Source organism: Rhizobium sp. Leaf311, assembly GCF_001423445.1.
Classification (GTDB): Bacteria; Pseudomonadota; Alphaproteobacteria; order Rhizobiales; family Rhizobiaceae; genus Agrobacterium.
The window spans coordinates 282,924-296,070 of the sequence record NZ_LMNZ01000008.1; the positions used below are offsets into that span (position 1 = coordinate 282,924).

General features: G+C 57.9%; 11 protein-coding genes. 3 read left to right on the forward strand and 8 right to left on the reverse strand.

The genetic code is table 11. The annotated features are described in order from the left end of the window. Positions 1–130: 130 nt before the first annotated feature. From ASF69_RS13195 to ASF69_RS13220, 6 genes are all read right to left on the reverse strand, one after another. A complete protein-coding gene (locus tag ASF69_RS13195; RefSeq protein ID WP_062588164.1) occupies positions 131–1,498 on the reverse strand; it encodes a hypothetical protein in 1,368 nt (455 codons plus the stop codon). Positions 1,499–1,743: 245 nt separating this feature from the next. After that, on the reverse strand, positions 1,744–2,463 hold the full coding sequence (locus ASF69_RS13200) for an ABC transporter ATP-binding protein (RefSeq protein WP_062588166.1): 720 nt from the start codon (positions 2,461–2,463) through the stop codon (positions 1,744–1,746). After that, on the reverse strand, positions 2,460–4,232 hold the full coding sequence (locus ASF69_RS13205) for a branched-chain amino acid ABC transporter ATP-binding protein/permease (RefSeq protein WP_062588167.1): 1,773 nt from the start codon (positions 4,230–4,232) through the stop codon (positions 2,460–2,462). Before ASF69_RS13205 ends, ASF69_RS13200 begins: the two co-directional genes overlap by 4 nt. A 3-nt stretch (positions 4,233–4,235) precedes the next feature. Beyond that, positions 4,236–5,270 (reverse strand): branched-chain amino acid ABC transporter permease, encoded by a 1,035-nt coding sequence (locus ASF69_RS13210; protein ID WP_062588432.1) that lies wholly within the window; start codon positions 5,268–5,270, stop codon positions 4,236–4,238. Between the two features lie 87 nt (positions 5,271–5,357). Continuing rightward, on the reverse strand, positions 5,358–6,500 hold the full coding sequence (locus tag ASF69_RS13215; protein ID WP_062588169.1) for an ABC transporter substrate-binding protein: 1,143 nt from the start codon (positions 6,498–6,500) through the stop codon (positions 5,358–5,360). Positions 6,501–6,512: 12 nt separating this feature from the next. Continuing rightward, positions 6,513–8,144 (reverse strand): acyl-CoA dehydrogenase family protein, encoded by a 1,632-nt coding sequence (locus ASF69_RS13220; protein ID WP_062588172.1) that lies wholly within the window; start codon positions 8,142–8,144, stop codon positions 6,513–6,515. Between the two features lie 469 nt (positions 8,145–8,613). On the opposite strand from ASF69_RS13220, the gene ASF69_RS13225 reads away from it, so the two are divergent. Beyond that, positions 8,614–9,066 carry a MarR family transcriptional regulator gene (locus ASF69_RS13225; protein WP_062588173.1) on the forward strand — a complete coding sequence of 151 codons (453 nt, stop codon included), beginning with the start codon at positions 8,614–8,616 and terminating at the stop codon, positions 9,064–9,066. Between the two features lie 65 nt (positions 9,067–9,131). Here the strand turns inward: ASF69_RS13225 and ASF69_RS13230 are convergent, their stop codons facing one another. Further along, positions 9,132–10,244, reverse strand: coding sequence for a citrate synthase/methylcitrate synthase (locus ASF69_RS13230; RefSeq protein ID WP_062588175.1), 1,113 nt, complete (start codon positions 10,242–10,244; stop codon positions 9,132–9,134). 89 nt (positions 10,245–10,333) lie between these two features. Here ASF69_RS13230 and ASF69_RS13235 point away from each other — a divergent pair, with 89 nt between their 5' ends. Together ASF69_RS13235 and ASF69_RS13240 are read left to right on the forward strand one after the other, a co-directional pair. Then, a complete protein-coding gene (locus tag ASF69_RS13235; RefSeq protein WP_244475469.1) occupies positions 10,334–11,518 on the forward strand; it encodes a citrate synthase in 1,185 nt (394 codons plus the stop codon). A gap of 129 nt (positions 11,519–11,647) precedes the next feature. Next, positions 11,648–12,442 (forward strand): hypothetical protein, encoded by a 795-nt coding sequence (locus ASF69_RS13240; protein ID WP_062588178.1) that lies wholly within the window; start codon positions 11,648–11,650, stop codon positions 12,440–12,442. Positions 12,443–12,447: 5 nt separating this feature from the next. On the opposite strand, the gene ASF69_RS13245 is transcribed toward ASF69_RS13240, so the two are convergent. Then, on the reverse strand, positions 12,448–13,146 hold the full coding sequence (locus tag ASF69_RS13245) for an ABC transporter ATP-binding protein (protein ID WP_062588180.1): 699 nt from the start codon (positions 13,144–13,146) through the stop codon (positions 12,448–12,450). Between the last annotated feature and the right edge of the window lies 1 nt (position 13,147).

Sequence of the window (13,147 nt, forward strand, 5' to 3'; positions counted from 1 at the left end):
AATAGTCGACATAGAAAACAAAGTCTAAAACATCCTGGAATTTGACCAAGTGCAAAAAACAAATTGGGAGCTGCACGACCTAAAAGGCCGAACAACTCCCAAAGTCATCTTTTCACTTCAGCAAATCTTTTCAGGCGACCTGCAACCGGGCAGAGGATGAATTGGCGCCTTCTGCCGGCATGTCTGCATGGGCGCTGTTGAGGCAACGCGCGACAACATCATGGTTGAGCCATTGCACCGGAGCCTGAGGATTGGACGAGGCACCGAAGATAAGCCGACCTGTCGCCTCAACCACCAACGCACTCAGATGGTCGCTGATCATGGTCTTGTTGTCGCGATGCATGGCTGTGATCTCATTGGACGTGCCGATGGTAAGATCAGCCTGAGCCTGGCTGTTCGGCATTGGCCATGCCGAGAAATCATAGAACGGAACCATGACATCGCTGGCCTGCAGCGTGCTGATCTTCTTCATGACCTCATCCAGCGTATGGCCTTCGCCAAGCAAAGCCTCGCAAGACTTCCACTGAGCATCGGCCCAGGCACCGCCACCTTCCTTTTTCAAGGCAAGAAGGAGTGGGATGAGTGGAAGCTCGATGCCGGTGAAGACATCGGAAGAGTTCGTCCGGATTTCAGGGCAGTTATAGACGCTCGCCTTAACGCCCTTCGACCACGCGTCCTCGGCAATCGCCTCCAGCCGCATCTTGGCATAGCCCTGCGTATAGTTGGTGTAAGTCTGCCAGCGGTATTCACCGCCAATGAGAATGCCCGTGCCGTGGTAGCCATAGGCCGTATAGCGCACCTGACCACCAGCGGCTTCCACGCGTTCACGAATACCGGCACTCAAATCGATGAGGTGGCGGAACGTGTTTGCAGAAACTTCATCGAAGTTGCGGAGAATGAGTTTCCCCATATCGCTCTCGATGAGCGCCTGTGATGACATATGGCGTGCGCCGGTGCCCTTGTAGATGCGATTTGCAACGACGAGGAAAACCTTCGCTTTGGGAATGCCGCCCGCCATGGTGTGGGCGAAGAAGACATTGCGACCGCCTTCAATCATCCCGTCCAGAACGGACATGACCTTGGTGACAGCGGACTTGAACCGGTCCGTTGCGACAGCCTGACACTGATCGATGTAATCCCAATCGAACTTCTCGCGTTCCCAGCTTTCCAGCGTCAGACCTGCAAGAAGATCCGTCGGCGTGGGTCCACCGGCTGGCGCATCGAGATCGAAACCAGCCATCACGGGGATATTGATGATGGCTCCGCCCAGTCTCTGCTCTGCCTCGGAGAGCTCATCGGCAGTCAGCGGACGAAGCGCGTTGTTTTCATCACGACGTCCGACCGTGATTCCCACGATCTGCATTCCGGCTTTCCGTGCCTGGTCGAGAAGACCGGTTGCGTAGCCGCGACCGAACAATTCGCCAAACAGAACAAAGACATCGCCTTTTCGAAACACTGTGTTTTCGGAGATATTCTCCAGCGCGATCGGTTTTTTCATGTGCTCAGTTCTTCAGATAAGTTGGCATCGGGCAGATACCCGACATTTGCTGAGTACTTCATGAACGCTGGAGCGACGAATGGAAAGTCATTTAAAATGACGAAATATATCGAAACGTGAAGAGAAGGCCATTTGCGGCGCTTGGCGTTGCAGCGCAAGCCGCCCAGTCATTCAAACGGTCGCGATTGGGCGTGAGCGCCTGAGAGCACTGACGCGTCGGCATCATGGCTGATGACAAATGCCGTTCACCCGGCATTTGCCGTTCCAAGGTAGCTTTCCATGAGTGCCGGATTATTGGCCAAGTCGGATGCGGTGCCCGACAGCTTTACTTCACCCAACTCCATGAGGTAGCCGAAGTCGGCAATCTCCAGTGCAGCGCGAGCATTCTGCTCCACGAGCAAGATCGAAACGCCGCTGTCGCGCAACTCTGAGACAATCCTGAGGATATCGGCAACGATCCTTGGTGCGAGGCCAAGGCTTGGCTCATCCAGCAGGAGCAATCTCGGCCTGCTCATCAGGGCGCGGGCCAGCGCCAGCATCTGCCGCTCCCCGCCAGAAAGCGTTCCGGCGAGCTGTTTGCGGCGTTCGGCAAGCCTTGGAAAACGCTCGTAAAGTTCGGCACTCGTCTCGGCGCGCTCGGCCCGGCTGCGCAGAAAGCCGCCCAGTTCGATATTGTCCTCCACAGTCATTGTAGAGAAAAGTTCGCGACGCTCCGGCACCAGACAAAAACCCGATGCGACGCGCGCCTCGACTGACCCAGGAACCGGCTTTCCGTCATAAAGGATGGTGCCGCTGCTGGGGATGACGCCCATGGCGGCGTTGAGCAGGGTCGTCTTTCCTGCGCCATTGGCGCCGATCACCGTGACGATACTCCCGCTCGTCATCGTCAGTGAAACGCCCTGTACAACCTCGGCGTGACCATAGGATACGCGGATGTCTTTCATGTCCAACAGAGAACTGGTCATGCCGAACCTCCCAGATAGGCAGCGATGACGGCCGGGTGATTTCGCACGTCCTGCGGTTTTCCATCTGCAATCAGTGTGCCGAAGTCCAGGACCACAAGTTGATCGACCAGTCCCATCACAAAACCCATATCGTGTTCAACGAGCAAGACGCTTACGCCCTCCTCGCGCAGTTTCGACAGCAATGCGGAAAGCTCCTGTTTTTCAGCGTGCCGCAAGCCGGCTGCGGGCTCGTCGAGCAGCACCAGAGCCGGATCGGCAGCAAGAGCTCTCGCAATTTCCAGAATGCGTATCTGACCAAGGGCAAGATCCCCGGCGGGTCTGTGCAGCAGCGGACCTAAACCCACCCGCTCGACCTGTCTTGCGGCCTCGGCAAGCAGCGTGGCCTCTTCAGCACGCTCCAGCCGCAGCATGCTGCGCACCACGCCTGCCGACCCACGCAGATGCGCGCCGAGAGCCACGTTTTCCAGCACGGACATGTCAGGCAGGATTTTCGCATGCTGGAAGGTACGGGCAATGCCGAAACGTGCGATGTCGCGCGGGTTCAACCCCGAAATCGCCTGCCCCTGATAGGTCACAGCGCCATTCGTCAAGCCGAGAAGCCCGGTGATGAGGTTGAATGTGGTGCTTTTCCCGGCTCCGTTGGGGCCAATCAGGCCGACGACCTCACCCGCCCTGACACGAAAACTGACATCGTTGACCGCGACCAATCCGCCAAATTCTTTCCTTGCAGTCTCGACGGAAAGCAGAGGCCCTCCTCGCTGCGGCAAGGCGCGGCGATCCAGAGCACTCGCATTTTTCGATATTTGACGCTCGCGAACCTTGACGCCAACCCAGCGGGTCAAAAGCGGCCACAAACCCTCACGCGCCACCTGGAGGATGACGACAAGCAGAATTCCGAAAACGACCATCTCGACATTGGTTGTCGTACCGACAAGATCGGGCAGGAAACGCTGCAAAACTTCCTTTAGAACAAGCAGCACCGCTGAGCCAAAGACAGCGCCCCAGACGTGACCCGCGCCGCCGACAACGGCCATCAGCAGATATTCAATGCCCATGCTCAAGCCGAATGGAGTTGGATTGACGGATCGCTGCATGTGAGCATAGAGCCAACCGGAGAGGGCTGCGAGAACACCGGCAAAAACGAAAACGGTCAGTTTTGCACGGACAATATTGACGCCGAAGGCTTCTGCCGCCTGGGCACCGCCACGCAGCGCCCGTATGGCGCGTCCCACGCGAGAGTCCAGGAGGTTCGTCGCGCCGATCGCTGTCAGAATGACAAAGCCCCAGATGACGTAAAATATGGATTGGCTGCTGATGAAGGCATATCCGGCCACCGACAGTGGCGGGATGGCGGTGATGCCGTCATACTGTCCCAGAATTTCGATCTTTCCGAACAGGTAGTATAGCGCCAAACCCCAGGCGATGGTGCCGAGCGGCAGGAAATGGCCTGAAAGGCGCACGGTGATAAAGCCAAGCAGCAGCGCCATGACCGCGCCCATGAGAAGGGACAGCGGCAGGGTAAGCCACGGAGACACGCCATAGGCCGTCGTCAAGACCGCAGTTGTATAGGCCCCGAAACCGCAAAATGCGGCCTGACCGAAAGAGGTGAGCCCGCCGACACCGGTCAGCAGCACAAGGCCGATAGCCACCAGCGACGCAAGCCCGATGTTGTTGACCAAAGTGAGCCAGAACGGTGGCACCGGCAAAAGCGGAAAGGCTGCCACGACAAGCAGGCCAATGATTGGGAGTATAGGGAGGCGGTTGCTCATTGATCAATCCTCCTCATGGTGGCTGGCACCGAATGAAAGCCACACCAGAACAGGTATAATCAGCCCGAACACGATGACCTCCTTGTAGGCGCTGGCAAAGAACGAGGCGAATGCCTCGACCAGCCCCACGCCGATAGCGGCGATGGCAGTAACAGGAAAATTGCCCAGCCCACCCAGTATTGCCGCGACAAAGCCTTTGAGCCCGATCAGGAACCCTGTGTCGTAATAGATCGTGGTGACCGGTGCGATCAGGACGCCGGAAACAGCGCCGATGATTGCCGCCAGGACAAGTGCGGTGACGCCCGTCAATTGCGTTCGCACTCCAACAAGCCTTGCACCCAACCGGTTTACGGCGGTTGCCCGCAACGCTTTACCGAGCAGGGTTTTCTCGAAGAAAAGGTAGAGCCCGACAATGATGATGATGGTAACCGCGTAAATCCACAGGCTTTGTGTCGTTACGTTCAAGGGGCCCAGCATGAAGCTGTCTTCCGACAGCGGGCGCGCGCGCAGTCCCTCCGGTCCGAAGAACACAAGTCCAAGCCCCATCATCACGAGATGGACACCCAGCGAGGCAATCAAAAGAACCAGCACAGATGCGTCAACCAGAGGCCGGTAGACGATGCGGTAGATATAATAACCCATGGGCGCAATGAGCAGAACGGCAAGCGCGGCACGAAGCAGAGATGGCAATTCCAACGGTGCAGTCAGCGCCAAAAGTGCATAGATCGCAACCGGGACAGCGACATTGGCCGCGAGAGCCCGAACCAGCGATGACAGTTGGAAATCACGACGCATCTGCCACAGGTCAAGCAACAACGCTGCCGCGCCGAAGGCCACCAACATTGGCGCAGTTCCCGGGACCTTGCCCTCGTCCAGAAGCGCCAGAGAGAGAGCGCCATAGGCGACGAATTCTCCCTGCGGGATGAAAATGATGCGCGTCACCGCAAAAACCAGAACAAGCGCCAGTCCCAAAAGCGCATAGATCGCGCCGTTGGTCACGCCGTCCTGAATTAGAAAAGTTGCAATCGTGGCGTCCACACCAATTCCCCGGTTGAATGCATGATCTGGCAAGACAAGAAAAAGGCCGCGTTTCTTGCGCGAAACGCAGCCTTTTTGTCAGCTCGACTATTTAATCAAATTGAACTTGCCGTCCTTGGCGGTCAGAAGCACGATGCCCCTGTCGTCAAGGCCGTAGTGATCGGATGGTGAGAATTGGAAAACGCCATGGGTTACCGGGAACGGTCCGCCATTCTCGATGGCATCGCGCAGCGCATCCCTGAACTCCTTGGTGCCAGGTTTTGCCTTTGCCAGTGCCACCGGGACGGCCTTCTTGAGGATGATCATAGCATCCTGCATGTGTGAGCCGAACTGTGTCCGGGTGCCGGCGCCATATTTGCCTTCATAGGCGGTTACATAGGCAAGGCCCTCAGCCTTGGTTTCCGATGAGTCCGGCTGGTCTTCTGCCACCATTACCGGGCCCGAAGCAAAAACGGTGTTGTTGGCGCTTTTTCCGGCGATGCGCAGGAAATCGAAGGTGACGGCGCCGATGGTCTGATAGATGGGGCCCGTAAAGCCACGCTCACGCAGACCCAGTTGCGGCAGCGCAGCACCTGTGCCGGAAGCACCGATGAAAACCGCGTCTGGCCTTGCAGCAACCACTTTCAGCACCTGCCCGGCAACAGACGTATCAGGCCGCGCAAACCGCTCCTCGGCCACCATTTTCAGGCCGTATTCCGCTCCCAGCTTCTTGAACTGATCGACCCACTGATTGCCATAGGAGTCAGAAAAGCCGATATAGCCCAGCGTCTTCACGCCATCTGCCTTCATCTTCGCAAACAGGTGGCGAGACACGAGCTCGGCATTTTGCGGCAGGACGAAGCTCCAGCCCTTGGCCACAGGCGGCGGCAGCGGCGATGGGGCAAGGTGCGGAACGCCCACCTCGGCCGCGACGCCAGCAACCGCGATGGCCCCGGGCACGAGTGCTGTACCGACAATCACATCCGCCTTGTCGTCATTGGCGAACCGTCGCGCATTCGTGGTGGCCAAAGAAGGATCCCCCGCATCATCAAGCACGATGACCTTCACTTTCTCGCCGGCAATTTCAGTCGGCCAGAGGTCTACCGAGTTTTTCAATGGGATACCCAGCGCGGCACCAGGTCCTGTGGTGGGTATCGTCACACCAATCGTGATATCGGCGAAGGCAGGAAAAGCGGCAAGCGTGAACGCCACACCGGCAAGCGCACCGAGCCTGATCATTGAATTCTTCATGTCGTCCTCCCGTTAATTTGTAAAGCATGCCATCCGGGGCGCTGCAGCCGCGCCCTCGAACTGGCCATGTTCCGTTTCGGCGTCGCCCCTCGGCAAACGCAGTGAAAGCCATGCTGCAACCGCCTCCCAGCCGCAGCGCATGTAATCGTCTGCCTTGAACAAGGCCGCCTCAGTCTGGGCTGACAAAAGGCGCATTTGCTCACTTGCATCCTGAAAGGACCTGAGCGCGCTCAACGCCCGCTCATTCGCCGCTGCGTTTTGAGAGGCGGCAATGTCGCGCATCACAAGTGTTTCGAACGCCGCCAGACCACGACCTTCGTCTCGCCAAAGCCGTCGCGTCAGAAAGTCCAGCGCCTGCATTCCGGTCGTGCCTTCATAGATCGACATCACCCGGCTATCGCGCAGATATTGCTCAAGAGGCCATTCGCGCGTGTAACCGGCACCGCCGAGCACCTGGATCGCCCGGTTTGCCGTATCGAAACCGATTTCCGCTCCGAAGTTCTTGACCAGTGGCAGCATCCAGGCCGCGAAATCCTGATGGAAGGAACGGTCGTCCTCATCGGTGGAGAGGGACGCCAGATCAAGCGTTGCCGCCAGTTCCAGCGTGGCTGCACGCAGCACTTCGGTCTGCCGCCGCAAGATGCGGAGTTGTCGCTTCACATCGGGATGCGTAGAGATCGGCACGGGTCTCGCGCTGGGTGAGCCACCCTGTCGCCTGTCCTGCGCATAGGCTTCGGCAATGTCTGCAGACGCAGAGGCAATCCCAAGCCCCTGGCAACCCGTCACAAGCCGCATCCGCTCTATCATTGTAAACAGGTGCTGGAGCCCTCGCCCCTCCTGCCCAAGCAGAATTGCCCGCGACTTTTCAAAACGCAGAACGCATGTCGGCGAGCCGTGAAGTCCAAGCTTTTCTTCGATGCGCTCAACCAAGACACCGTTTCGATGTCCGTCAAGGTGATCCGGCACAAGAAACAGGCTAAGCCCTCTGGTCCCTGCTTCGTCGCTGGTCCGGGCAAGCAGACAATGACCAATGCGGTCCGTGATGTCGTGATCGCCGAAGGAAATCCAGCACTTGGTGCCGTCAACGCGCCACTCGCAGCCTTCTGTCATCGCGCGGGTGCGAATGCGCCCCACATCGGAACCTGCATCCGGCTCTGAAATGCAAATGGTCGCAGACCAGTCTCCGGCAAGGAGTTTGGCGATCCACTCTTCCGCGACATTCGTTTGCGCAGACTCTGCCAGCAGAAAGGTCGCCGCTCTTGAAGAGCCGGCCAGCATCATGAGGGCGACACATCCGCGCTCGAATAACGCCGCGCACGCCGCCTGCAATGTGTGAGGAAGTCCCTGCCCGCCAAAGCGCTCTGGCACATCCAGCGCCAGCCAGCCCGCCTGGCAAAAACGTCTGTAAGCATCGCCAAATCCCGCCGGTGTGATGACACGACCGTCAACAACGCGACAGCCCTGCCGATCGCCAATCGCGTTCAGCGGTGCGAGGACGGTTTCGGCGAAGGTTGCCGCTTCGGAAACAATGGAATTGACAGTGAAGTCATCAAGATCGGGATTGGCGGCGCATATTTTCTGCCAGCCGGGAGTGTTGCGCAAGAGCGCCAGCGTTGCCTCGACTTGATGGTCAAAGCCACTCATCGCGCCAGAACCTCGGCGCAGAAAAGGGAATGTGCGACCCGTCGTGACGCCGAGGGGCAGTTCACCTCGTCAGAGGCCGACGAATAAGCGCCGGGCGACGGAAAAGTGCCAAGTCGAATTTCGCTTTCGTTCATGACTCCTCCCAGACGTCAATCGCGCGATATCAAGGAGGACGAATGTCAGCCTCCTCTAAATTTTGTTTACAAGGAAACAATCTCTAAGTAAACAATCAATACGAGGCGCTCGACATCACACTTGCGTTTCCCCACGAAAGACAGCGCAACCGCCGCAGAAAAACGCAGGGCTCAGCGGAAACGTGAGAGCGAATTGAACAAGTATCGGCGCGCAGATAAGCGACTGCCGCTCTTCCATTCGTGCAAACGCATCAGATAAGAGTGCTACAACGGACGCTTGATGTGTTGGGACGTGGCTGGAAAAATCTGCAGCGCACCGATATTTAGGATGAGACATGGATATGCTGGTTCACGGCCATGAAAAGGTGGATCTGGGCGGCCTCAACGAAGCGCCGGGTTTCATGCTGAGACTGGCCCAGTTGAAGGTGTTCGAGAACTTCTTTTCAGAGGTGGGAGGGCGCGGCCTCAAGCCGGGGGAGTTCTCAGTCCTCTGGGTTATTCGCAACAATCCGGGCATCCGCCAAAGCATTCTGGGCCAAAGCCTCATGATAAAGCGGGCGCATATGACGAAACTCATCCGCGCGCTTGAGGACCGGGACCTGCTCTCGCGCAACATACCGGACGAAGACAGACGCGCGGTCGAACTGACCCTGACCAGCAAGGGCAAGACCGAAGCGGAAGCCGCTTCGGAATGGTTCTTTGCCTATGAGCAAGGCGTGGGAGCAGCGCTATCGGAAGCCGAAAGGGAGCAACTGCTGGCTCTTTTGCGAAAATTCATCGGCATCTGACCACACCGTCAACAGGCCACGGTGCGATCTTTCGGCATGACGATCGACGCTCGAAGCGTCAGGCATCACATCTGCGAAGGCTGCGGGCCGACATAGCGCGACTGTGGACGGATGAGCTTGCCGAGACGCTCCTGCTCCAGAACATGTGCCGTCCAGCCGCCCATCCGGCCAGCAGCAAAGACATTGGTAAAGCTCTCTCGCGGGAAACCGACAGCTTCCAGCACAAGCGCCGTGTAGAACTCGACATTGGTCTGCAAGGGACGCAGAGGCTTCTTTTCGGCCAGCAGCGCAAGCGCTTCGGCTTCGACAGCCTCTGCGAAACCAATTCGGCCACCGCCATGGCGCAGGAGGCCGACCGCCTGCTTCAAGACATCGGCGCGGGGGTCACGAACGCGGTAAATGCGGTGGCCGAAACCCATCAGCCGCTCACCACGGGCAAGCGAGGCGGATAGCCAGGCATTGATGTTATCTTCGCTGCCGATTGCATCCAGCATATCCAGAACCGGGCCCGGTGCACCGCCGTGAAGCGGTCCTTTGAGTGCGCATAATGCGCCGATGACGGACGAAAACATGCCCGCCTTGGTGGATGCAATGACGCGCGCCGCAAAAGTGGAGGCATTCAGACCATGGTCCGCCACCGTGACGAGGTAGGTGTTCAGCGCCCTCACATTTTCTTCCGAAGGACGCGTGCCGTGGAGCATGAATAGAAAGTCCTCGGCATGACTCAGTGAAGCATCGGGAGCGACAGGCGCAGAACCCGCTGCATTTCGTGCAATGGCTGCTGCAAAGACCGGGACGGCAGCAATGGCCATGACATGATGTGGAACCGTTTGTGAGTCTGCCAGCGCCGCCAGCAGGAAGCGAAGGGCTTCCACCTGTGAAAGGTGAGGTATGGTCGGCAGCAGACGTTCAACGAGATGGAACGCGGCAGCGCGGGCTTGCCCCAATGCAGATTGCACATCGGCTTCGGTGACTTGGCCGGGCGCAAGATCTTTCCAAAGCAGGACAAGGAGTGCCTCGAAGCTCCAGCTTGAGATCTGGTCGAGATCATATCCCCGGACAATCAGCCGGCCCGCTGCGCCATCGACATGGCTGAGAATCGTTTCGGCAGCAACGGTGTTTTCCAAGCCTGGGCTCGTGGTTTCGGGAGCAGGAGCAATGTGTGATGAAATGGTCATGGTGAGCCTCATGGGTTGACACCCACAGACATCATGATTGAATCAATATAATCAATCTTGATTCAACCGATCAATGTAGAGAAAATTTCGTGCAGGACCCTTTCATCGATGCGGCGACGGCCTCAGACCTACTGGGCATCAACCGCGCCAGCCTTTATGCCTATGTCAGCCGGGGCCTCATTCGCACTATCGAGGCACCTGACGATCCAAGACGCCGCTTGTATAACAGTCACGACATCGACCAGTTGAAGAAGAACAAATCGCTTGGCAAAAGACCGAAAGACGTCGCCGCATCGACACTCGACTGGGGTCTGCCGGTGCTGCCCTCCAACCTGACCCTCATCCATAACGGCCACCTATTCTATCGCGGCCACGATGCAGTGACGCTTGCCGAGAGCAAGACGCTTGAGGATGTCGCACGACTGCTCTGGAACTGTGGCGACGAAAATCCTTTCACGGACGCAGCAGAGCCGGCGTGGGACGCGTCCCTCCTTGGCTTGACAACGGATCTGCCGATGACGGAACGGTGCAAAGCGCTGCTCTGCTTTGTCGACGCTGGCCGGATGACGGCTTGGCAAAGGAACAAGCGCAGGCTATGGCCGGGTGCAGCCACGCTTTTACGCAGCATGACGGCAGCGGCGAGCAATAGCCAGCCCAGCAGCCTGCCCGCTCACCTCCACCTCGCCAGAGCCTGGAAAATTGATGAAGCCAGAGCGGATATTCTGCGGTCTGCGCTGGTATTGCTGGCGGATCATGAATTAAATGCATCCGCCTTTGCCACCCGCGTCGTCGCGTCAACCGGCGCTTCCCTTGGGGCCTGTATCGACGCCGGACTGTCTGCGCTGAGCGGACCTTTGCATGGTGGCATGACCAGTCTCGTCGAACTTCTGTTCGATGAAATTGAAGCAGCAGCCGACCCTGAAACGGTGGTGGAAACCCGGCTGCGCAGAGGAGACGGTCTGCCTGGCTTCGACCATCCGCTTTATCCTGAGGGCGACCCGAGAGCTGCAACACTTCTGGCCCGCCTTAAACCCCATCCCACACGTCAGGCACTGATCGACACCGTCGCCGATACAACCGGAAAATTGCCGACAATAGATGTGGCGCTGGTCAGCCTGCGGCGTGAACTCAACCTTCCGCCGGGCGCAGCCCTCAGCCTTTTTGCCATCGGCCGGACTGTTGGGTGGCTTGCGCACGCTTTCGAACAGTTTTCAGACAACAGGCTCATTCGCCCACGCGCCCGTTACGAAGGGCCAGAGCCGATAAACAGGTGAATGAGATCGGCATCGATGAATATGTGTTGAAGACCATGTATTTCCACAAGTGCAATATGCGCTTCACTTGCCAGCATCGTAAATGACTGTAATGAAATTGGAAGGACGTGACGTTACGGGAGGCTTTACATGACCACGATGACAGAGGCGAATATAAGACTTGGCGCTGTTCTCGCCCAGGCTGAAAATCGGCAGTCATCGCTTGGCGTCTCCCAGCTTGAGAATGCTGGCCTGCTTCCATCCAGCATTGAAACCGGCATGGCCGTGCAGGCAATTGCAGCCGCTTCTATCGGCAAGGAAGTCGCGGGCTGGAAGCTTGGTATCAACAACGGACGTGCCATCGCGGCTCCTCTTCTGGATCTTTACGACATGAAGACGGAAACCTCCTTCGAGATTCCCAAGCCTGGGGCCGTGGCAATCGAAATCGAAGTCTGCTTTGTGCTGTCCGATGATCTGCCTGCACCGGAAACGGGAAGGGAGTACACAGTGGAAGATGTCCTGCCGCGTGTCGCGTCGGTCCATATGGGCGCAGAACTGTGCAGCTACCGCCTCGTCGAAGAAAACAAGGCGCCGCTGCCGCTGTTTCTGGCAGACCGCCTCGGCAATCACTCCTTTGTCCTGGGACCAGAAATCGATATTGCGCTCGCCCAGCGCCTGACCAACGAAGACCCAACGCTTGCTGCGCTTGTTCTTGAAGGTGATGGCGAGGTTCTTTTTGCTGCCACACCGAGACATCCGCAGAGCAACCCGCTCACTCCGCTGGTTACCTATGCCAACCTGCCTATCGACCATCTTGGCGGATTGAAGCGCGGGCAGGTCGTGACAACCGGCAGCCTGTGCGGCCTGATCCGCCTGTCACGTCAATCCGTGGTGAAGGCAAGATGGGGCGATCTGCCGGAAATGACGATAAGGCTGCCTGTCTAAGCCGATCAGACGATTCCAACATAGGCTTTGACGAGATCGGGATCGACGCGCAGGACGTCCGTCGCCATGGTGGCTTTCGTTTCGCCGTTTTCTACGAAACACACCCTGTCGGCAACGGACAAGACGGCTTCCATGCGCTGCTCCACCAGCAATACCGCCTTGCCACGCGCCCTTAGTTCCAGGATGACGTCCCGTATCGTTGCGATCATCGACGGCATGAGGCCCTCGGTGGGTTCATCCATCAGGATCAATGCCGGATCCAGGCAAAGGGCGCGGGCCATTGCCAGCATCTGCTGCTCGCCACCGGACAGCGTGCCCGAGACCTGCTGAAGTCGCGATTTCAGAACGGGGAAAAGCGAAAAGATGCTGTCCAGAATGGCGCGATCCGTATTGCGCGCCATCAGACCTATCTCAAGATTCTCCCGCACGGTCATCTCTGCAAACAGGCGCCTGCCCTGCGGCACGTATCCAATACCTGTTTTTGGAATTGCATGGGGCGGCAGAGAGGTCAGTTCGACACCATCGAAAACAACCGAACCGCTGCGAACCGGCGCAAGCCCCATGATTGCACGCAAGCTCGTCGTCTTGCCCGCTCCGTTTCGCCCCAGAAGGCACAGCACTTCGCCAGGCGAAATGTCGAACGAGACATCCTTCAAGCTACGGACATCGCCATGATAGACCTCAAGATTGCGAACGGAAAGCATT